The organism is Kiritimatiellales bacterium (assembly GCA_041656295.1).
Lineage (GTDB): Bacteria > Verrucomicrobiota > Kiritimatiellia > Kiritimatiellales > Tichowtungiaceae > Tichowtungia.
Map to the genome: position 1 here is coordinate 1 of JBBADV010000009.1, position 21,537 is coordinate 21,537.

The 21,537-nt window shown below is 52.1% G+C and carries 18 protein-coding genes; 15 read left to right on the forward strand and 3 right to left on the reverse strand.

Annotated features, from left to right (window positions below):
- From WC959_07145 to WC959_07160, 4 genes are all read left to right on the forward strand, one after another.
- Window positions 1–506 (forward strand): hypothetical protein (locus tag WC959_07145; protein ID MFA5688906.1); only part of this gene is annotated, 506 nt, incomplete at its 5' end.
- Between the two features lie 167 nt (window positions 507–673).
- Window positions 674–2,338, forward strand: coding sequence for an alpha-amylase family glycosyl hydrolase (locus WC959_07150; protein ID MFA5688907.1), 1,665 nt, complete (start codon window positions 674–676; stop codon window positions 2,336–2,338).
- 52 nt (window positions 2,339–2,390) lie between these two features.
- Complete coding sequence (locus tag WC959_07155; protein MFA5688908.1) at window positions 2,391–3,182, forward strand: serine hydrolase; 792 nt, start codon at window positions 2,391–2,393, stop codon at window positions 3,180–3,182.
- A gap of 112 nt (window positions 3,183–3,294) precedes the next feature.
- A complete protein-coding gene (locus tag WC959_07160) occupies window positions 3,295–3,426 on the forward strand; it encodes a hypothetical protein (protein ID MFA5688909.1) in 132 nt (43 codons plus the stop codon).
- Window positions 3,427–3,627: 201 nt separating this feature from the next.
- On the opposite strand, the gene WC959_07165 is transcribed toward WC959_07160, so the two are convergent.
- On the reverse strand, window positions 3,628–5,991 hold the full coding sequence (locus WC959_07165) for a glycoside hydrolase N-terminal domain-containing protein (GenBank protein ID MFA5688910.1): 2,364 nt from the start codon (window positions 5,989–5,991) through the stop codon (window positions 3,628–3,630).
- A gap of 195 nt (window positions 5,992–6,186) precedes the next feature.
- Window positions 6,187–7,977: an L-fucose isomerase gene (locus WC959_07170; GenBank protein ID MFA5688911.1), complete on the reverse strand. Its 1,791-nt coding sequence runs from the start codon at window positions 7,975–7,977 to the stop codon at window positions 6,187–6,189.
- Between the two features lie 106 nt (window positions 7,978–8,083).
- Here WC959_07170 and WC959_07175 point away from each other — a divergent pair, with 106 nt between their 5' ends.
- The 9 genes from WC959_07175 (at window position 8,084) to WC959_07215 (ending at window position 18,427) form a co-directional block, all read left to right on the forward strand.
- A complete protein-coding gene (locus WC959_07175; protein MFA5688912.1) occupies window positions 8,084–9,031 on the forward strand; it encodes a helix-turn-helix transcriptional regulator in 948 nt (315 codons plus the stop codon).
- 265 nt (window positions 9,032–9,296) lie between these two features.
- The gene (locus WC959_07180; protein ID MFA5688913.1) at window positions 9,297–10,478 is read left to right on the forward strand and encodes an FprA family A-type flavoprotein; all 1,182 of its coding nucleotides are present in this window, start codon (window positions 9,297–9,299) and stop codon (window positions 10,476–10,478) included.
- 5 nt (window positions 10,479–10,483) lie between these two features.
- Window positions 10,484–11,347, forward strand: a complete 864-nt coding sequence (locus tag WC959_07185; GenBank protein MFA5688914.1) for a mechanosensitive ion channel domain-containing protein — start codon at window positions 10,484–10,486, stop codon at window positions 11,345–11,347.
- 59 nt (window positions 11,348–11,406) lie between these two features.
- On the forward strand, window positions 11,407–12,303 hold the full coding sequence (locus WC959_07190) for a D-alanine--D-alanine ligase (protein ID MFA5688915.1): 897 nt from the start codon (window positions 11,407–11,409) through the stop codon (window positions 12,301–12,303).
- Between the two features lie 312 nt (window positions 12,304–12,615).
- Window positions 12,616–13,443, forward strand: a complete 828-nt coding sequence (locus WC959_07195) for an FtsQ-type POTRA domain-containing protein (GenBank protein MFA5688916.1) — start codon at window positions 12,616–12,618, stop codon at window positions 13,441–13,443.
- Between the two features lie 106 nt (window positions 13,444–13,549).
- On the forward strand, window positions 13,550–14,800 hold the full coding sequence (ftsA, locus tag WC959_07200; GenBank protein MFA5688917.1) for a cell division protein FtsA: 1,251 nt from the start codon (window positions 13,550–13,552) through the stop codon (window positions 14,798–14,800).
- Window positions 14,801–14,919: 119 nt separating this feature from the next.
- Entirely contained in the window at window positions 14,920–16,026 is a 1,107-nt protein-coding gene (locus WC959_07205) for a cell division protein FtsZ (GenBank protein MFA5688918.1), read from the forward strand.
- Between the two features lie 12 nt (window positions 16,027–16,038).
- Window positions 16,039–16,647, forward strand: a complete 609-nt coding sequence (locus tag WC959_07210) for a class I SAM-dependent methyltransferase (GenBank protein MFA5688919.1) — start codon at window positions 16,039–16,041, stop codon at window positions 16,645–16,647.
- Between the two features lies 1 nt (window position 16,648).
- The gene (locus tag WC959_07215; protein MFA5688920.1) at window positions 16,649–18,427 is read left to right on the forward strand and encodes an ABC transporter ATP-binding protein; all 1,779 of its coding nucleotides are present in this window, start codon (window positions 16,649–16,651) and stop codon (window positions 18,425–18,427) included.
- A gap of 225 nt (window positions 18,428–18,652) precedes the next feature.
- On the opposite strand, the gene WC959_07220 is transcribed toward WC959_07215, so the two are convergent.
- Complete coding sequence (locus WC959_07220) at window positions 18,653–19,465, reverse strand: undecaprenyl-diphosphate phosphatase (GenBank protein ID MFA5688921.1); 813 nt, start codon at window positions 19,463–19,465, stop codon at window positions 18,653–18,655.
- Between the two features lie 42 nt (window positions 19,466–19,507).
- On the opposite strand from WC959_07220, the gene WC959_07225 reads away from it, so the two are divergent.
- Window positions 19,508–20,671, forward strand: coding sequence for a calcium/sodium antiporter (locus WC959_07225; GenBank protein MFA5688922.1), 1,164 nt, complete (start codon window positions 19,508–19,510; stop codon window positions 20,669–20,671).
- A 107-nt stretch (window positions 20,672–20,778) separates the two neighbouring features.
- A complete protein-coding gene (locus tag WC959_07230; GenBank protein ID MFA5688923.1) occupies window positions 20,779–21,411 on the forward strand; it encodes an OmpH family outer membrane protein in 633 nt (210 codons plus the stop codon).
- Window positions 21,412–21,537: the final 126 nt, after the last annotated feature.

Here is a 21,537-nt window from a genome sequence, read left to right on the forward strand (position 1 = left end):
TTCTGCCGACGCTCGCCGAACTGCTCAACGTTCCGCAGGAAGATCTGTGGGACGGCGCAAGTTATGCGCCGGTGTTAAAAGAGGGGAAAAGCTGTGGACGCGACTATCTGGTGCTGAGCCAGTGTGCGCATGTTTGTCAGCGTTCTGTGCGTTGGGATAATTATATCTGGATTCGCACCTGGCATGACGGGTTCCATCTCTTCGATGAGGAGATGCTTTTCGATCTGAAAAACGATCCGCTCGAACGCCGCAATATTGTTGCCGAAAAACCGGAACTCGCCGCCGCCGCCAGGCAGAAATATGGCGCATGGCACAAACACATGCTGGACACCATGCCCGCCGGTTACGGCGATCCGCTGGACACCGTGCTCGCCGAAGGCGGGCCGTTTCATGCGCGCGGCATGATCAAAAAAACAAACTACGACAAACGCCTCGCAGCCACCGGCCGCGGCTGGACGGTTCCTGAATTAAAACAGCGATATCCGCAGGAATTTTTAGATGTGTAATCAGGATTCGTAATTAAAAAGGAGATTGGAAGTGCATCGGAATTAATGCCTTAATTCCTGCTTTGCGGCAGTTAAAAAAATCAGTTTAGCGGTTGAATGCAAAAGTGATCGCAAAAAATCCGACACAGGCTATATTGCGCCGGATTTTTTAATGCGAAGGGGTTTTTATGGCGTTGAATAACAGGGACAGAAGCTGGTTGAAGGATGCGGTGATTTACCAGATTTATCCGCAGAGTTATTATGATTCAAACGGCGATGGTATCGGCGATCTGCCGGGGATTATTGAGAAGCTGGATTACATCAAGGAACTCGGTGTAAATGTGCTCTGGCTGAATCCGTGCTTCGATTCGCCGTTTTTTGATGCGGGTTATGATGTCCGTGATTTTTATAACATTGCACCGCGCTACGGTACAAATGACGATATGAAGCGGCTATGTGAAGAGGCACATAAACGCGATCTGCGCGTCTGTCTTGATCTGGTTGCCGGACATTCGTCGATTGACTGTGAGTGGTTTAAGCAGTCGGGTTCCGAAGAGCTGTCGAAGTATGACGATTATTATATCTGGACGAATCATTGGACAAAGCGCGGTACGGACGGCAGCTGGATCGGCGGCTATGCACCGCGCAACGGAACATTCCAGATTAACTTTTTCTGGAGTCAGCCGGCGCTGAATTACGGTTATGCAAATCCGGATCCGGCGAATCCGTGGGAACAGCCGGTGAGCGCGCCGGGACCGCAGGCGGTGATTGCGGAGCTGAAAAATATTATGCGCTTCTGGCTGAACATCGGCTGCGACGGTTTTCGCGTGGATATGGCGCAGTCGTTGATTAAAAACGATCCGGATCAAAGCGTGGTGGCAAAACTCTGGCGCGAAGAACTGCTGCCGGAATTGCGCGTAGAATATCCGTATATTGCAATGATTGCTGAATGGGGCAATCCGTCCGTTTCGCTCGGGCAGGCAGAGTTCGATATTGATTTCATGATGCATTTCGGCGTTCCCGGATACGGTGAACTGTTTTTTAAAAATCCGGCGGTGTGCGGACGCGAGACCAGCGGTATTGCTTATTTTGATAAAACGGGCAGCGGTTCACTCGATGTGTTTCTGCGCGAATATAATAAAGGGAAGGAGCACGCCGCCGGAAAAGGGCGTATTTCTCTGCCGAGTGCCAATCATGATTTTCAACGGTTGAATTATTATCGCAGCGATGCTGAAATGAAAGTGGCGTTCGCGTTTCTGTTAACATGGCCGTGTGTGCCGTCGATTTATTACGGCGACGAAATCGGCATGAAATTTCTAGAGGAAACGCCGAACAAAGAGGGCGCATATACGCGCGCAGGTTCGCGTACGCCGATGCAATGGTCGGGCGAAATTAACGCCGGTTTTTCCACCGCGCCGGAAAGTCAGATTTATCTGCCGATTGATCCGAATCCGGCGCGTCCGAACGTTGCGGAGCAGGTTAAAAATCCGGCGTCGATGTATTCATTCGTCAAAGAACTGCTCGCATTGCGCAGTCAGCATGAAGCTTTGCGCGCCGATGCGGAACTTGAAATTCTCAGCGGCGAAAAAAAACCTTACCCGTTAATTTACCGGCGCGCTGCCGCTGGCGAAGAGTGGATCATTGCGCTCAATCCGTCCGGCAAACCGGTGGAGTGTTCTGTGAAAAATTGCCGCTTCGCTACACGGCATTCGCCGTGCCCCTCTTCACTTCGTTCCGAATCCGGCACATTAAATGCCGTATTAAATTTCGGCGTTTCAGTGAACGCCGCCGGCGAGACCGCAACCTTTACACTGCCGCCGGTTTCGTACGGCATTTTTCAGCAGAAATCATAATTCAAAAATAGGTTAAAATAAAAACCGGCGCGCAGCGTTTTAGGAAATTATCATGAAACGGTTAATTTCAGCAGCGGTCGCCGGTTTAATTTTTACAGCGCCGGCGGAAATGTCGCCGCAGTCGATGACGGCGGCGGCGGATTATTCCGCCAACGCCGGCGGCACGGCGGTGGTTGTGATGCAAAACGGTGCCGTTATTTTCGAGCGGTACGAAAAAGATTTCACTGCCGATTCGCCATTTCATGCGCACAGCGGCACCAAAGGATTCTGGGGTCCGGTAATTGCGGCAATGATTGAAGACGGTTTGATTGATTCGTTCGATGAACCGGCGGCTGTAACGCTAACGGAATGGACAACACATCCGGCGAAATCAAAAATCACGGTGCGGCAGCTGATGGAACTAAACGCCGGACTCGCGCAGGATTTGGAATCGCTGCAAGGCCATGACCGGAAAACGCTCGCGCCGGATTTGTACAGTTATGCGGTGAACCTTTCCATGATGCATGCGCCGGGACAGCGGTTTGCGTACGGACCGAGTTGCTATTATGTACTTGGCGAAATTATGAAGCGCAAACTCGCGCCGCAAAAGCTGTCGCCGCTCGATTATCTCAGGCAGCGAATTCTTGACCGGCTCGGCATAAAAACCGGCGGATGGGTTCACGATGCGTCAGGAAATCCGCACATTCCGAACGGCGCGTGGATTACCGCGCGCGAGTGGGCGGTCTTCGGGCAGTGGATGCTGCAGAACGGCGAGTGGAACGGCGAACAGATTGTGAACGCGGAATTGATACAAGAATTACGGCGGCCGTCCGCGCCGAATCCCGGACACAGACTCGCCATCTGACTGAACCGCCCCCGGCGGATTTTCGCCGCAGGATCAGCGCGCCGGCCGGATCCCTGAAAATTCCGGCGGCGGTTTTATTTATCCCGACGGTTTTCCGGATCTGTTTGCCGCAATGGGCGCCGGCCCGAACCGCATGTATGTCGTGCCGGAGAAATCGCTGGTGGTCGTGCGTCAAACCGACCACGTGAACGCCCGTTTTAACGACGCCGAATTTCTCCGGCGAATGTTGAAAGACGAAAATTAATTTCCGATTCTACTTCTGTCATTTCCGGCGATCGCGGGTAGGGACGGCAGGCCCTTACCGTCCGCAAATTTGAATATTCAATTTTAACGGCGGCCAAGGGTCTGGCACGCCCTGCCTTTTCTTCTCCGCCGGAATGAGGCTGGACTCGAAGAGAGGTCCTGCGGATGCAACGCAGTGGGTGAAAGGAGCGGCAACCCTCATCTAGATTGATGCGTAAATGGTCAAGATGTCTCCGGTGTTGAGGGTTGTTTCAAAGAATCCATTTTGTGCCGGAATTGTTTTGCCGGCGGTTTCAGCGGTGCAATGTTCTCCGGCGAAAATTTTGCAGGCGGATGTTTTGCCGGCGCGGATGGTTGCGGTTTTTAACTTCCCGGCGCTCCATTCAATATCAACGGTGAAACCGCCGCGTGCTTTGAGTCCATAGATTTTTCCGGTGCTCCACGCGTCCGGCAATGCAGGCAGCAGATGGATAAATCCGGCATGGCTTTGCAGCAGCATTTCAGCAATGCCGGCAGTGCCGCCGCAATTCCCATCAATCTGAAACGGCGGATGTTTATCAAACAGATTCGGGTAGGTTGATGAGGCGAACAGCGCATTTAAATGGTGGAGCGCTTCATTGCCGTTTTCGAGCCGGCTCCAGAAATTGACGATCCACGCGCGACTCCAGCCGGTATGTCCGCCGCCGGTGGAGAGGCGCCGGAATAAGGTTTGCTTTGCGGCTTCGGCAAGTTCCGGAGTCTGTTGCGGAATAATCTGCGTGCCGGGATGCAGTGCGAAGAGGTGGGAGATGTGACGGTGACCCGGCTCAACTTCTTTGTATTCCTCGGCCCACTCCATAATACGTCCGTCGCTGCCGATGGAGACCGGCGGCAGTTTTTTTAGTATAGGTTTAAGTTCCGGCGTGAGCGGGTTTTCTTCGTCGGTGATTTTTTCAGCGGCGATGCAGGCATGAAACAGTTCACGAATAATCTGTGTGTCCATGCTCGCGCCGGCGCAGAGATTCCCTTTCTGTCCGCTTGGATGAATATAGGTGTTTTCCGGTGATGAGGATGGATTGGTGACGAGGAATCCCGCCGGCGATTCGACGAGGAAGTCAACGAAGAACAGCGCCGCATCTTTCATTAACGGATAATATTCTTTTAGAAAATTTTCGTCCTGCGTGAACTGATAGTGTTCCCAGATGTGCAGGCATAGCCAGGCAAATCCCATGACCCAGTACGACGCCTGAATATTGCGGTCGGTCGGGCAGACATCAAAGGTATTGTCGGTATTATGATGCGCCATCGCGCCGCGGCAGCCGTACATTTCCCCGGCACACGCTTTGGCGTTGGCATGCATGTTTTTCAGCAGGTCGAACAGCGGCGCATGCAATTCCGGCAGCTGGCAGACTTCCGCCGGCCAATAGTGCATTTGAAGATTTATATTAATTGTATATTTTGCGCCGAATGCCGGTGACAGATCCTGATTCCAGATGCCTTGCAGATTCAGCGGCATGGTTCCGGGGCGGCTGCCGGAAATCAGCAGATAGCGCCCGAAATTAAAATAGAGCGCACTCATGCCGGGATCGGATTTTCCGGCAATGATTCGTTTCAGGCGCTCATCCGTTGGCAGTGCTTCTGCGGCGTTGTCGCCGCAAATTTCGATCCGGACGCGGTCATAAAAATTCCGGTGGTCGGCAATATGTCCGGCGCGCAGCGAATCCCATTCCGGCGCAATCTGTTTTAATCGCGCCACAGTTTTCTCAATGCAAAACTCCGGTGCGGCGTCCGGCTGTGCCGCCGCCGTTAAAATCAGAACGGCCGACTGCGCGTTTTTCACTTCAATTGAATCGCCAAGCGTTGCAACCGTGCCGTCAGAAAATGCTTTTATGGCGAATGCGAATGCCGTTCCGATTTCGCCGCCGGCTTTTCCGCTGAGTACGAGCGCCGACTGTTCCAGCGGCTGCATTTTATCGAACGGACGGTTCGCATAATTATTCATATCGCCGCGATCCAGCCGCGCGAAAAAATTCAGCGCGCCGGCGCGGTCTGCCGAAATTTTCATGATCAGTGCGTCTGCTTCGGCAGAAACAAACACTTCGCGCGTGAAGCTTGTTCCGGCGATGGTGTATTCGGTTTTTGAAATCGCATCGGCCAGATTCAGCTCGCGCCGGTATTTTTCCACTGCCGCTTTTTTTTCAAGAATCTGTTCACATCCGGTTTCGGTAATTGTTATTTCGTAACCTTTCACCTGAATGCCGTAATCGAACTCCAGCAGCAGATCGCCGAGCGGTTCATACTGGCGCATGATCGGCGGAATACCGGAGAGCGAATGATTTGTCAGCGTTTCCGCCTCTTTCAATTCGCCGGCGAAAATCAGTTCACGGATTTTTTTCAGATTCTTTTTTGCATCCGGATTAATCCGGTCGCGGAAACCGCCGCTCCACAGCGAATCTTCATTCAGCTGAATCCGTTCGTTGTGAACATTGCCGAACACCATCGCGCCGATCCGTCCGTTGCCGAGCGGCAGCGCCGAATACCAGTCGCTGCCGGCTTCCTTTGTATAAAATAAGACATTGTTTTTCACAGGCATGCCTATATCAGAAAAGAAGTAGAATCAAAATGCCGTTTGAAGGATTTTATGTTTTTAGTTGCAGATATTTTTATAGCCCGCAGCCAGAAACCCCCGGTTTTTTAAGACCGGGGATAAAAGACTCCATACTCCGGACTGCTTTGTCAGGACGGGGCTATTCTGCAGAAGACCAGAAGCCACGGCTTCAGTTTATCCGTAGATGGGGCCGTACGCTTTACAGGCGCGATAATCGGCGGATTCGGTATCTTCCGTGCCAAACGCTGCCCAGGCAGACGGCCGGAAGATTTTGTCTTCGTCCACATTATGCATGCTCACCGGAATCCGCAGCATCGCTGCCAATGTAATGAGATCAGCGCCGATGTGTCCGTAGCAGAACGCGCCGTGATTCGCGCCCCAGTTGGCCATCACGCTGTATACATCTTTGAACGATCCTTTGCCGGTGACACGCGGTGCAAACCAGGTGGTCGGCCACGTCCTGTCGGTGCGATCTTCCAGAATTTTATGAACATCAGCGTGCAGTTCACAGGTGTGGCCTTCGGCGAGCTGCAGCACCGGTCCGAGTCCCTTAACATAATTGAGACGTGCCATTGTGGCCGGCATTCCGCCGCGCGTGCCTTTTTTATAGTGACTGGAAAAGCCGCCGCCGCGGAAATAAAACAGGTCGGCGGCACACCAGTCGGTGGCATCCAGACACGCTTTAGCGTCGGCGTCTGTCATTTCATAAAACGGCTTGATGACCGGATTGCCGTCTTTGTCCGAAACCGCGCCGGTGCCGTCAAGGCTGGCCGCGCCGGAATTAATCAGATGAATAATTCCATTCTGCGCAAGGCCGGTGAGTTTTTTGCCGGTGACACGTTGAACGGCATCCGGACTCCAGTAGGTACGCACGTCGGCAAAAATTCCCGGCGTGTTGGTGAGCAGATGCTGGAAAAGCATCGTTATGCCGTTAAGCGTATCGTTTTCAGTGGCAACCATAAAAGCTTCGCGCCGGCCGTTCCAGTCAAACTGTGAATTGAGCATCGCTTCGGCAAAGTCGAAGTTCGGTTTATAGTCTGTCCACTGGCGCTGCCCCTGTACGCCGCTGACGATGGCATTGTGTCCGCAGCTCTCTTCTACAAACCCCATTTCGGCGAGCTTCGGATTGCCGACCATCAGGTCGCGGATAATCAGCATGCACTTCACCGTGAATGCCCACTGCGCATCTCTTTCGGCGGCATCGGCCTGCATGTCCGCCGGATTTTTGTCGATGCCCTCTTTGCAGTTTTCGCGCGTCCATTGATATGCTTTTTCAAATTCATCTTGATCGTAAATACCGAAATCAATCCGGCGCAGGATTTCTGTTTCGTCGACAGACTCCGACCGCATACCGAGATATTCCTGCAGCATATCCTGATTCAGAATTGAACCGGCGATGCCCATGCACATGGAGCCGATTTGCAGATAGGAATTGCCGCGCATCGATTTTGCCGCCACGCCGGCGCGTACAAACCGTAGAATTTTTTCGCGCACGTCAGCCGGAATTTCCGTATCGCCGGCATTCTGCACGTCGTGACCGTAGATGCCGAATGCCGGCAGACCCTTCTGCGAATGCGCCGACAAAACGGCGGCAAGATACACCGCGCCGGGACGTTCCGTGCCGTTAAAGCCCCACACGCCTTTAATCGTCAGCGGATCCTGATCCATCGTTTCGGTGCCGTAACACCAGCACGGCGATACCGTCAGTGTAACGCCAACACCGGCGCGCTCAAATTTTTCCTGGCACATCGCCGCTTCCGCCACGCCGCCGATGGTTGTATCGGCAATCACCACTTCCACCGGTGCGCCGTTTGGATATTTTAAATTATCCTGAATCAGTTTGGCGGCGGCCTGCGCCATATTCATTGTCTGATCTTCCAGACTTTCCCGTACGCCGTTGCGCCGGCCGTCAATCGCCGGACGGATTCCAACCTTCGGCAGACTTGCCAGTAATCTGTTTGCCATGTTCTTCTCCTGTTAAACGAGTTTTTCAAAAAATAGCAGTGTTGAAAAATTTCGGCGGTCGACTTTTGGAGTGGTAAATTTTATACATTATGCCAAGCTCCGGCGTATGAAAGAAATCATCAGTTACGGACGTTTCCGGTGCAATGAACTTACGCCGCATAAAAACCGGGGCATGGAAATTACGCTGGTCGAAAAAGGCCTGCTGGAGTGGATGGTGGAGGGCGTACCGGAAAAAGTAGTGCCGGGATCTGTTTTTTTTACGCTGCCGTGGCAGGTGCACGGCAGCTTACATCCGAAAGAGCCGGACAACATGATTTGTCACGTTTTATTCCACCTTGAACAGGATTATCCGGTTCCCTGTAAACAGTTTCGCTTTCCGGCGAGTTTTGGCTTTACCCCGGCGGAAAACCGTACGCTTAGTATTTTATTTACCGGAAGCTCTCAGCACGCTTTCCGTGCTACGCCGGCGATGCGCTGGCTGATGCCGGCAGTGATCACCGAACAGCAAACCGGTCATCTGCTCGGAAAAGCTCACACGATTTCTTTATTGCGCGCAGTGCTGATTGAGCTTGGCCGCACTATTTCCGGCGAAGCCGCTGACACCGGAACACATTCGTGGACGTCAAACAAAGTGCAGCGATTGATTACCGAACTCGCCGGCGAATGTGACCAGCCGTGGACACTCAAGCAAATGGCTGAACGCTGCGGAATCCGGCGTACGCAACTGAACAATATTTTTCAAAAGCTTACCGGCAGTACGCCGATGGATTATCTTGTCCGGCTGCGCATTGAACGCGCCAAAGCACTGCTGCGCGAAACAAATATTAAAATTATTGATATCGCATTCGAATGCGGATTCAGCAGCAGTCAGTATTTTGCCAACACCTTCTGTCATGCCACCGGCATGACGCCCAGCAAATACCGGTTGCGTTGCGCCGGTCTTACACCGGCAGAATTAAAAAAATGGGCGGCAATGGAGTTTCGCAGCGAGCAGGAAGAACGCCGCCGTGTTCAGCAGTTCACTGCAGAAAAAGTGCAACCCCGCGAATTATGAGACTGTTCTGCACGGTTTTCTGCCGGATAAACCGGAGTTCCGGCGAGCCGGTTTTCAGCTTCACCGCCCGGCCTTTGGCGATCGCGCACAGCTCATAATGGTATTGAGCATGACCGTCATTTATACACCTATACACCTGAACCGGTGATAAATCCGAACTCCGGCATTTTAATTTACAGTCTATCACAGCTTAAAATAATAATAATGTTGCCAGTGTTCCTGGTAAATGGAAGCTTAGTAGCCTGCTTTTTAAGGAGGAATGGATATGGCTAAAATTGCAATTAAAAATGATATTTTCTGGGTCGGTGCAAAAGACCCGGAGCGCCGGTTTTTTGACGGACTGCTGCCGCTGCCGCATGGCACAACGTACAATTCATATCTGATTCAAGGCTCCGAGAAAACAGCGCTGCTGGATACGGTGGAGCCGGCGCTGCTGGATCAGCTGCTGGCGAATCTGGAAGGCGTAAATAAAATTGATTACATTGTGTCGCATCATGCAGAGGAGGATCATTCCGGATCGATTCCGCAAATGCTGGAACGGTTCCCGGAAGCAACGCTGCTGTGCATGCAGAGAAATAAAGAGATGCTGCTGGATTTATTGCCGATTCCGGAAGAGCGGATTCGGGTGGTTGAAGACGGCGCTGAGATTTCACTCGGCAATAAAACGATTCGCTTTCTGTTTACACCGTGGACGCACTGGCCCGAAACCGGCATGACCTATATTCCAGAGGATAAAATTCTGTTCCCGTGTGATTTCTTCGGATCGCATCACTGCTTCGATGAAATTTTCGCCGAAGAAAAACCGGAAGTATATCTCGGAGCGCAACAGTATTACGTCCAGATTATGATGCTCTACTCCAAGATCACCGCGAAATATCTCGACCGCCTGAAAGCGCTCGATATTGAAATGATCTGCCCAAGCCACGGTTCGGTATATGACCGGCCGCAGATCATTTTTGATCTTTATGAAAAATGGATGCGCGGCGAACCGGAAAATCTGGCACTGATTGCGTATATCTCTACACACGACAATACGGAAGTTATGGCAGAATATTTAAATACAGCGCTTGAAAAACGCGGTGTGAGAACGGTGCTGAAAAATCTGGTTGGACTGCCGCTTCATGAACTGGCGGGTTTATTGACGGATCCGGCGACGATTGTACTCGGCTCCTCTGTGATTATGGCGTCGCTGCATCCACTGGCAGTGTACACTGCATTTCTGCTCGACCGGCTGAAGCCGAAAGCAAAATTTGCGGCGGTCATCGGTTCTTATGGCTGGAGCCCGAACCCGCTGAAAAACGCCGGCGACCTGCTGGCATCATGGAAGCCGGAAATCGTCGGCGCGGTGATCGCCAAAGGACATCCCGGCGAGGAAACCATGAAAGAACTCGACGCACTGGCGGATGCAATTGCCGCCAGACATAAGGCCGCCGGAATTTTAAATTAATCTCTATGGAACAGACAACTCTACAGAACACGATGTCCACCATTGAAGAAGCTGCACGCAGCGGATCATGGGATAAGGTGAATGAGATTCTCATTCAATTCGGACTGCAGCTGCTCGCCGCAACGCTCATTTTTATTGTCGGCCGCTGGCTTGCGCGCCGTCTGCAGCTCTGGATTGAACGGGTTATGCGCCGTGCGAAAGTTGATCCGATCCTGATCACCTTTACAGCGAATCTGACATATACGCTTATGCTGATTGTTGTCATTTTGGCGGCGCTGGCGCAAATCGGAATTCAAACCGCATCGCTGGTGGCAATTCTCGGTGCCGCCGGTTTAGCTATCGGCCTTGCCCTGCAGGGCTCGCTGTCCAATTTTGCCGCCGGCGTCTTAATGGTGATTTTCCGGCCGTTCAAGATCGGCGAGTATATTGAGGGCGGCGGTGCCGCCGGTACGGTGAAAGCCATTCATATTTTTACCACCACGCTCACCTCGCCGGACAACCGGAAAATTATTGTCCCGAATTCAAAAATGATGAGCGACAATATTGTAAACTATTCGGCACACGGAACGCGCCGCATCAGTTTAACCGCGGTCATCAGTTATCGCGATGATATTGACGCCGCGAAAACAATTCTTAAAAAACTACTCGAAAATGAGCCGCGTGTGCTGAGCGATCCGGCTCCGCTGGTTGCGGTGGCGGCGATCGGTGATCACGGGGTTGAATTCACAGTGCGAGGCTGGGTGAACGTAAGCGATTTCTGGGGTGTCACGTTTGATTTAACCGAAGCCATCAAAAAAAGTTTAGACGCCGCCGGACTGACAATTCCGTTCCGGCAGCAGGATGTTCATTTATACACACATAATTCGTGAATTCCGGCTGAATACATTTTCCCTGACAATGAACGGGATCTTTATTATTTTCAGGTGTTATGAATGAGAGATGCTTCCAGCATGTGGCGGTTTTAAAAGGCGGAATTTCTACTGAACGTGAGGTTTCACTTGAGTCCGGTGCGGCCATTGCCGCCGGTCTGCGCGCCGCCGGTTACACAGTGTATGAACTGGATGTGACGTCCCGCACCATTGACCTGCCGCGAGAAGTGGAGGCGGTCTTCATTGCGCTGCACGGAACGTTTGGCGAGGATGGCGGAGTGCAACTGCTGTTAACTCAGATGGGTGTGCCGTTTGTCGGTGCAGGAGTGGAAGCGAGCCGGATGGCGTTTGATAAACAGCTTACTGACATTTGTCTGCGCGCTGCCGGTGTGCCGGTGCCGGATATAGAGGTGGTGCGTAAAGAACGCCAGCCGGTCATGCAGCCGCCGGTGGCGGTAAAGCCGCTGCGGCAGGGTTCCAGCGTCGGCTGTTCGCTCGTGTTTGAAGCAATGCATTTTCCGGCGGCACTTGAAAAAGCGCGGCAGTACGGGGAGGAAATCATTGTGCAGCGGTTTATTCCCGGACGGGAATTTACGGTAAGCATTGTGGCCGGCGAGGTGCTGCCGCCGGTTGAAATCGTACTGGAAGAGGGCTGGTACGATTACGACGCGAAATATAAAACGGATTCAACACGCTATATTGTACCGGCGAAGATTGACGCCGAAACAGAAGTGCGGATGAGAGAACTCGCATTCAAAACATTTCATTCGCTCGGCGCGCGCGGTTTTGGCCGCGTCGATTTCCGGATGACGCCGGCAGGCGAGCTGTTTGTGCTCGAACTCAATACCATTCCCGGATTTACGGCGCACAGTCTGATGCCCAAAGCCGCCGCTGCCGCCGGAATCGGCTTTTCTGAGCTTTGCGACCGGATCATGCGCACCGCTTTGATGCCCTGAAAAATTCGACTTTGTTCAAATAAAAGATTCATTCACGCAGAGCCGCAAAGAGGAGAAAGATTTTTTTAGACAGGATTAACAGGATTTTAATATTCAATTCTCGATTTCCAGTTTTTGTGACTTTTGCGCTTTTTTGTGGCAATTAAAATTCGGTTCCATCCGCGTAATCCGCGGTCAAATTCTTTGCGCCCGCTCGCGATTCTTTGCGGAAAATGAATTATTAGAGTTTCTATGAAATTTGAAATTTGAAATTTGCCGGCTGAAATGAAACACTGCCATACAAACTTTTACGTTCGAATCGGAGTTTGGCTGATGGCAGCAAGAAAAAGACAAATAAAATCAAAACGCCGCGTATATTATGCGAAAACACGCGCAAACAAAAAACATACTGCACGCCGCAGTCTGGTTGTGCTGTTTCTGCTGCTCGTGACTGCAGGAATCGTTTACGGACTTTATCGCGGCGCAAAATTTACCGGTTCGCTTTTCTTTTCGCGCAATCCGGCGTTTGAGCTGAAAATTGTTGATATTGCTACAGACGGACGGCTGACTGTTTCGCAAATTCGCGAATATGCCGCTGTAGAAACCGGTGCAAATATTTTTTCCGTCGACACCGCTGCTCTGCGCAAACGCCTTGTCGATGTGCCGCTGGTTGAAACCGTCATTGTGCGCCGGAAGCTGCCGGACACGCTCGAAATCAAAATTACCGAACGCGTCGCATTGGCGCAGATCCGCTGGAGCGCACGCGGTCTGCCGTTTCTGATCGACCGCGCCGGTGTTGTCCTGCCGCCGACACGCAGCGGACAAGTGCTGCCGGTGATTGAGGGCATGAAAAGTAACGCACTGCGTCCCGGTGAAAAAAGCAATGATGCCGGCGTGCGCTACTGCCTTGATCTGCTCATGCTGTCCGACTCGCTCGGCTTCGGGCCGATCGTTCGCTTCGGCACATTTAACCTGCGTTTTCCTGAATTTATCGACGTCACTGTTAACACCGAAACCAGTGCGCGCTTTCCGTATAAGGACGCCAAAGAAAAACTCATCCGGCTCGTTAGTGTACTGCAATTGGCAAACGAACAGGGGCGGCGCATCAAAACCGTTGATCTCACGCCGGACGGCCGCAATGTGCCGGTAACCTATTATTGAAATATGAAAAATGGTGTCAAACGTCTGAACGTCAAAGGTCACAAGCCGGAACTTCTAAACTGGTGTTCCGGACATTGGATGTGCGACCTTCAGACCTGCAACCGGTTTGAAATCTGAAATTCGAAAAAATATGGCCGCGCCGGTGATCACAGCTCTTGAAATCGGAACCAGCTCAGTCAAAGTGCTGATGGCTGAAGTGCGTGAGGATGGTGGAATCATGATTGCCGGCGTCGGCGAGCGCGATTCACGCGGCGTGCGCAAAGGCGAAATTATCGACTTCGAGCTCGCGCTCGACTCCGTGCGCAATGCAATGGAAGACGCCGAGAGCAGTTCGCGCAAATCCATCGGCGAACATCTCTATCTTGTGGCGTCCGGCGGCCGCGCAGAAAGCCTGCTGCACGCCGGCGGAATTCCGGTGCTCAACGAATATGACGAGCCCGGCGGCGAAATTACACAGGACGATGTAGATCATGCCCTGGAAGCCGCCCGTAAAATTCATGTGCCGGACGACCGCATCCGCATGCATACGCTGGAACAAAATTTTGAGGTCGACGGGCGTGGCGGCATTGCAAATCCGGTGAGGATGCTCGCCCAGGAACTGCGCGCCGGCATGCTGATGATTCACGGACAGCGCTCCGTGATTGAAAATCTGAAAAAACTCATTGAAAGTGTTCCCGTCACTTGTGCCGATGCTGCGTTTGGCGGATTCTGTTCTGCACTCGCCGTGTTAACACCGGAACATAAACGCGCCGGCGCTGTTGTGATTGATCTTGGCGGCGGAACAACCGACTACCTGGCGTATAGCGCCGGACTTGTCCGGCTGGCCGGTTCAATCGCCGTCGGCGGCGACCATATTACCGGCGATATTTCCAGCGGACTGAATCTCGGGCGCCGGCAGGCTGAAATGCTTAAAAAAGAGTCCGGCAGCGCCATAATCAACCGGTTGAAAAGTGATCAGAATATTTCTATTCCGCCGGAAGGCAGCTATCGCGGCGGCATTGTCCGTTCATCCACGCTGCACACCATCATCCACGCGCGCATGGAAGAGACACTGCGCTTAATTGCCGAGCAGATTGAACAGAGCGAACTCGCCGGAGTATTAAACGGCGGCGTCATTCTTACCGGCGGCGGATCGGCACTCGAAGGCGTTGCTGATTTGGCACAGCAGGTATTTAACGCACCGGCGCGCGTCGGAAGAATTTACGACTGTGTCGGACTCTCCACCAAACAGGAGGGCGCACGTTTTGCCGCCGCGATCGGCGCTATCCGCTACGCCTCAGCGCAGCGCAAACCCGCCGCGCCGGCGCGTGGAGCCATCCGGAATTTTTTCTCGAAACTATGGGGCGGAGGAGAATGAAAAATTATCAAAGAGTCAAAAGTCTGAAAGTCAAAGGTCAAACGTCAGTGTTCCCGGCTTGCGACTTTAAGACCCGTAACTTCCGACACGTTTTAACCCTGAACAGTGAACTCTGAACAGTGAACTCCGACCGCAAAAAAATTCTGATTCTCGGACTCGGCGGCGCCGGTTGTAATGCGGTAGCGCGTATTGCTACGGAAGCGCCGGCGGGCATGGAATTTGCCGTGATGGACTGCGACGAACAGACGCTGCAGAACTGCCATTATGTTGAGAATAAACTGCAGGCCGGACGGGAGCTTACCGGCGGACTGAGCGCCGGCGGCGATATTGAAATCGGCCGGCGCTGCGTCGAAGGTTCCGGTGAGCAGTTTAAATCGCTGATCAACACCGCCGGGTTCTTGATGGTTATCACCGGGCTTGGCGGCGGATTCGGCACAGGCGCCGCGCCGGTGGTTGCGCGCATGGCACGCGATCTCGGTGCCGTCACACTCTTTTTCGCCGTACTGCCGTTTCCGTTTGAGGGGACGGTGGCACGCGGTAAAGCTGAACGCGCCATCCGGCGCATGCGAACCTATGCCGACGCCATTATTGAACTGCCGAATGAACAGCTTCAGCCGCCGGATGATGCATCGGTGGAAGAATCATTTGATTACAGCAGCCGGCTGCTTGCTGCCGGCGTGAGCGGAATCTGGAGAATGCTCTCGTATGCCGGTGTGTGCAACCTCGATTTTGCATCACTCGGCACCATGCTAAACTATTGTGACGCATTCTGCCGCTTCGCCGGCGCGAGCGCCGCCGGCGAAAACCGCGCCGGAGATGTCGTTGAAGAACTGCGTGCACATCCGCTGCTGCACAACACGGCTGTATTTCAAAGTGCGCCGGGCATGATCATCGGGATCACCGGCGGACACGATTTAAAGCTCGTCGAAATCCAGCAGATTGTCGACGGGCTCGCACCGGAGAATCCGGAGTGCTGGCTGAAAACCGGCATCGCGATCGACCCGCAGTTTTCCGGTCGTGTCGATGTTATGCTGCTCGCCGCCGAAGCGTGGAAAGAGCCGCTGATCGACGATGGGCACGGCGGCAGAAAACCGGCGGCCGGGCAGGGGGAGCTCGGACTTAAACCGCGCTCACGCACCTTCGGCGGCGCCGAACGCACCATCTGGAAAGGCGAAGACCTCGACATCCCAACTTACATCCGCCGGAAAATAAAACTGCCGCGGTAAAAATTTTTCCCAATGAATGAGCTGGATAAAATTTACGATGGAATTGCTGCGGATTATGAAAGAGGGCGCAACATTTTTAATAATACGGCGCAACTTGAAATGCTTGCAGAAAAAATTCCGGCGCATGCAGATGTGCTCGATGCCGGTTGCGGTTCCGGAATACCGGTTCTGAAATTTTTTATTGATCACGGTTGTCGTGTAACCGGTACTGATATTTCGGCAGAGATGCTGGCGCTGGCAGCGAAAAATAGTCCGGCGGCCGAGCTGATTCAAAAAGACACCGCCGAACTGGATTTTCCGGCGGACTCATTCGACTTGATCACCTCAATCTACACCCTGTTTCATATGTCGATGGAATGTCAGGTGAGTGCGTTTGGAAAATTTTACACCATGCTGCGCGCCAGCGGCATCGCCTGTTTCACGCTGGCCACAGAAACGTATACCGGAGCGCCGGAGTTTTCCGGCATGAAGCAATTTAAGGATGTTGAATTGCCGTATCATCATGTGACGCCGGAAAAATATGCAGAACTTCTTACGGCGACCGGATTTAAAATTCTCTCCGCTGAACACTTGAAAATCGGACGAGAAACCATGCTGTGGATGCTGGTGCAAAAGGAATAATATGAAAAAATACCGGACGGTATTGCATCCACTTGAGCTGAATTATCAGAGCGCTCATCCAATGCGAACCTTGTTTCGTCTGTTGAACCGGCCATGGTATTATTTCGTTATTACGACACTGCTGCTCCTGATCAAGCACTCTCCGGTGTGGGCAATTCCGTTTTTGATTGCCGAATTGATCGATCTGCTGGTCACACCGGAAAACTGGTCGATGTCCCGTGCCGTAATTTATTTTTCCATTGTGGTGGTACTAACGATTCAGAATATTTTTTCGCACACGCTGTTTTTTGTTATGTTAAGCGGCACAATTCGCGATCTGGAACAGACGTTACGTAATGCGCTGGTAACGCGGATGCAGCACCTTTCCATTGCATTCCACGATCGTACGGAAAGCGGACGGCTGCAGGCGAAAGTCCTGCGCGATGTCGAGCAGGTACAGACATTCTGTATGCTGCTTGGTGACGGCGGGATGCTGGCGATCCTTTCCATCGTGTTTGCGATTCTTGTGACCGTTGTGCGCGAGCCGAAAATGCTGATCGTATTTTTAATTCTTGTGCCGCTTTGCATCGCTTTGCGCGCCGCATTTCATCACCGGATCCTGGCGCACAATAATGCGTTCCGCGAAGAGGTTGAGCGGATGTCTGCCGGTATTGTTGAAATGCTGAATATGATTCCGGTAGTGCGTGCACACGGGCTTGAAAGCATGGCCGCCAGCGAGATGGAGCGGCAGTTTGACGAGGTGAACCGCAGTGGACGAAAGCTTGATCGGATCGACTCGCTGTTCGGCTCTTCCGCATGGGTGGTTTTTCAGCTTTCAGTGGTTTGCGGATTGATTGTGCTGGTCTGGTTTAATCGCCGCGGATTGATCTCCATTGGGGATATTGTTTTATATCAGAGTCTGTTCAGTATGATTGTGATGTGCGTTTCGCAGCTGCTGGGGATTTATCCCCGGCTCATGAGAGGTATCGAGTCCATCCGCTCAATCGGTGAAATACTGGAGTGTCCTGACCTCGAGTTAAATGACGGACGTGCGTCCGTTGCAGAGATTGGCGGACATGTTGAATTCGATGATGTTTCATTTGTGTATGACGTTGAAAAAAATCACGGTGTGAAAAACTTTTCATTGGATGTAAAACCCGGTGAATGTGTTGCATTTGTCGGACCGAGCGGCGCCGGAAAATCAACGGTCATTCAGTTGTTGATTGGATTCCGTCGCCCGCAGGCAGGTCGTATTCTGTTCGATAGACGCGATATGGAAGCATGTGATATGCGAACGGTTCGCAGGCATATTTCTGTTGTGCCGCAGGAAACGGTTTTATTTTCCGGTACTATTCGTGAAAACATTCTTTATGGATTATCCGGCATTTCTGATGAACGGCTGATGGAGGTGCTGACCGCAGCACATCTGGCAGATGTTGTTGCCGAGCTGCCGGAAGGACTTGAAACAAAAATCGGCGAAGATGGTGCCATGCTTTCCGGTGGACAGCGTCAGCGAATTGCTATTGCACGCGCTTTGGTTCGCAATCCTAAAATTCTTGTGCTCGATGAAGCCACCTCTGCGCTTGATACTGTTTCCGAAAAAAAAGTTCAGGATGCCATCGACAGTGCCGTAATCAATCGAACCACATTTATTGTTGCGCACCGGCTTTCAACCATTCGCAGGGCAGACCGGATTGTCGTGATGAAAAACGGTCGCATTGTTGAAATCGGTTCTTATTCAGAATTAATGGAATGCCATGGATTTTTTTATGAAATGCAGCAGTCTCAAGGCGGGGAGTAATTTTCGGTATATTTGGCGAATATAATTTTCGGGAGGTGTTCGGGGAATTACGCTTGAGAATAAGCGTGACGCGGAAAAACAAGAGTCAAAAATCTGAAGGGCGGCGTTCGAATATCGGGTGGTAATTTAAAATTTTTTAATCGTGAATTTTCAGAGATTCGCCGGCAGCCTTGAAAAAAGCTCCTCAAAAACTTGTGTGTGTACGATAATTTTTCAGTTTAAATTTTACCGGAACCACCAGAGCAGAACGATGACGCCGAGTACAATGCGGTACCACCCGAACGGGGTAAAGCTGTGTTTGCGCAGATAGTTCATGAGCCATTGAATAACACAGGCGGCAACGATAAAAGCGACCATGAATCCGGTGGCGAGGATGAGATATTCCGCGCCGGAAAATGCGGCGCCGGATTCCATGAGTTTATATGCGCCGGCACCGGTGAGTGTGGGCACGGCGAGAAAAAATGAAAACTCGGCGGCGATTCGGCGGTCGAGTCTCAGCAGCATTCCGCCGAGAATAGTGGCAGCGGAACGTGACGTGCCGGGAACGAGTGCAAGGCATTGAAAGCAGCCGATGAACAGAGCGGTTTTAAACGTAATTCCGGTGATGTCCTGAATGGCGCCGGTTTTCATACCGCGTGTTTTTTCGAAAATGACCAGCGCAACGCCGTAAAAAATCAGCGCACACGCGACGGTTTGCGGTGTGAAAAGATAATGTTCAATCGTATCGGCGCATAAAAGTCCGAGAATGACTGCCGGAAAAAATGCAACGGCAACTTTCATCCAGAGCAGCCATTTATTTTTACGCTCTTCGGCCGTACCGGCAAACGGCCACAGTTCGCGCCGGAAGAGAACAATCACAGCAAGCGTTGCGCCGGTCTGGATAAAAATTGTAAAGGCATCAGAAAACTGTTTGTTCTCAGAAAGCTGCAGAAATGCGTCGACAAGAATCATGTGGCCGGTGCTGCTGATCGGCAGAAATTCAGTGATACCTTCAACAAATCCGAGCAGGACAGCTTTTAAAAAAGTTATTACAGACATGTCATCCGTTCTGTTTTGACGCGGCGGGACGTCGCGTCTACATTGATTACATTACAGAGCGGCGGCGGTTTTTCAAATGCATCTGACAAAAATATTGAAAACGCCGGCGGACAGGAGATGATGGTGCACATGACTGAATTATGGATTGCCATTTTTTTTCTGCTTGCCGGCTTTGGTCTGTTAACCGGCGGTGCAGAACTGCTGGTGCGCGGCGCGTCACGGCTGGCGGCGGCGCTGGGCATTTCTCCGCTGGTGATCGGCTTGACAGTGGTTGCATTCGGTACGAGCGCACCGGAACTGGCGGTGAGTGTGATGTCCGGCATGGCAGGTGAGACGAACATTGCACTCGGCAATGTTCTCGGCAGTAATATTTTTAATATCCTTTTTATTCTCGGAATTTCGGCGCTGGTGGCGCCGCTGATTGTTTCAACGCAACTGATCAAACTGGATGTGCCGCTGATGATTGCCGCATCGGCACTGGTATTTTTGTTCGGTGCGAACGGTGTAATCAGTACGGTTGAAGGCGTCATTCTGTTTGCCGGAATTATTGCATATACCCTTTTTTTAATCATGAAAAGCCGCAAAGAAAACTGCGCCGCCGTCGCTGAGATACCGGCAGCAAAGGGCGCACGCGCATTGTTGAAGAACGGGTTTTTTGTGCTCGCCGGCCTGGTGCTGCTGGTACTCGGTTCCAGCTGGCTGGTGAAAAGTGCGGTGACCATTGCGCAGCATTGCGGGGTGAGCGATCTGGTTATCGGTTTAACGATTGTCGCTGCCGGAACTTCGCTGCCGGAAGCGGCAACATCGGTTGTGGCAAGTCTTCGTGGTGAGCGCGATATTGCAGTGGGAAATATTGTCGGCAGTAATCTGTTTAATCTGCTGTGTGTTCTCGGTGCAGCGGCCGTTGTCACGAAAGGCGGAATCCCGGTGCCGGAATCGGTTTTAGTTTTTGATTTTCCGGTGATGCTGACGGTGGCGCTGGCGTGCCTGCCGGTGTTTTTCACCGGCAATGTTATTACCCGGTGGGAAGGCGCGCTGTTTTTCGGTTATTATATCATTTACACTGTTTTTCTAATTCTGCTGTCCACCGGCAGCACCGTTGCAACGGAATTTCGCATGGCAGTGCTGTGGTTCGTTCTGCCGCTGACGGCTGTTGCGATACTGATGCTGGTGTGTCGTGAAATCCGGCAAAACAAAAAAACGTAATCCGTGCATTCCGGCAGTGAATTCTGCAGAGGCGCTATTTTTTATTCGCACAATTCTCCGGAATGCGTGTATTCTGACAAAACTTTTTTGAAAACTGAGGAGTGACGATGAAAAAACTTTTGCTGGCTGGAATTTTGTCAATTGCAGGACTCGCCGGTGCGATGGAACGCATGGTGTTTGTGAATCTCGAAGAGGTGTTTAATAATTTCTACCGCACGCAGCTTTCGAAGGCGACCATTGAGGCGCAGCAGAAGGAGATTGAGGCGGAGCGCAAAGCGCGTGCCGATGAAATTACATCGTTCGCCACCGAAGTTGACGCTCTGAAAAAAGAGGCACGCGATATGACGCTGACGGAGGATATCCGCGATGCAAAACGGCTGATTTACGAAGAACGCCTGCTTGAGCTGCGCAGCAAGCAGAAAGAGCTGGAAGAATTTGTACAACTCCGGCAGCAGCTGCTGCAACAGCAGGTTACACGCATGAGTCAGTCGATTATGGATGAAATTCGCGGCGCGGTGATTGAGTATGCCAAGCGCAACGGATTGCAGGCGGTCATGGACAATTCAGCGCGCCGGGCGGCGATCGGCGTGTTTATTTACACACATCCTGACGTGGATATTACACAGCAGATTCTTGGTGAATTGAATAGTAAGCGTCCGGATTCATTTGAACAGATGATAAAAGATGCGACGGGCGCAGAAGAAGCGCCGGTTCCGGCCGAAGCTGCTCCGGCGAACTGATATCAAACCGCGGATTACGCGGATGGAAACGGATTTTTAAATCACGAATGAACACGAAGAAAAAATTGCAGTGTCCCGTTCAATACTTCGTTCTCTTCGCTTCCTCCGTGTGAAATAAATTTTAAG

Bases quoted from the DNA above. Each gene is read 5' to 3' on its own strand.
- WC959_07150 (MFA5688907.1), top strand. From the start codon at position 674: ATGGCGTTGAATAACAGGGACAGAAGCTGGTTGAAGGATGCGGTGATT.
- WC959_07155 (MFA5688908.1), top strand. From the start codon at position 2,391: ATGAAACGGTTAATTTCAGCAGCGGTCGCCGGTTTAATTTTTACAGCG.
- WC959_07160 (MFA5688909.1), top strand. From the start codon at position 3,295: ATGGGCGCCGGCCCGAACCGCATGTATGTCGTGCCGGAGAAATCGCTG.
- WC959_07170 (MFA5688911.1), bottom strand. From the start codon at position 7,977: ATGGCAAACAGATTACTGGCAAGTCTGCCGAAGGTTGGAATCCGTCCG.
- WC959_07175 (MFA5688912.1), top strand. From the start codon at position 8,084: ATGAAAGAAATCATCAGTTACGGACGTTTCCGGTGCAATGAACTTACG.
- WC959_07180 (MFA5688913.1), top strand. From the start codon at position 9,297: ATGGCTAAAATTGCAATTAAAAATGATATTTTCTGGGTCGGTGCAAAA.
- WC959_07185 (MFA5688914.1), top strand. From the start codon at position 10,484: ATGGAACAGACAACTCTACAGAACACGATGTCCACCATTGAAGAAGCT.
- WC959_07190 (MFA5688915.1), top strand. From the start codon at position 11,407: ATGAATGAGAGATGCTTCCAGCATGTGGCGGTTTTAAAAGGCGGAATT.
- WC959_07195 (MFA5688916.1), top strand. From the start codon at position 12,616: ATGGCAGCAAGAAAAAGACAAATAAAATCAAAACGCCGCGTATATTAT.
- WC959_07210 (MFA5688919.1), top strand. From the start codon at position 16,039: ATGAATGAGCTGGATAAAATTTACGATGGAATTGCTGCGGATTATGAA.
- WC959_07215 (MFA5688920.1), top strand. From the start codon at position 16,649: ATGAAAAAATACCGGACGGTATTGCATCCACTTGAGCTGAATTATCAG.
- WC959_07220 (MFA5688921.1), bottom strand. From the start codon at position 19,465: ATGTCTGTAATAACTTTTTTAAAAGCTGTCCTGCTCGGATTTGTTGAA.
- WC959_07230 (MFA5688923.1), top strand. From the start codon at position 20,779: ATGAAAAAACTTTTGCTGGCTGGAATTTTGTCAATTGCAGGACTCGCC.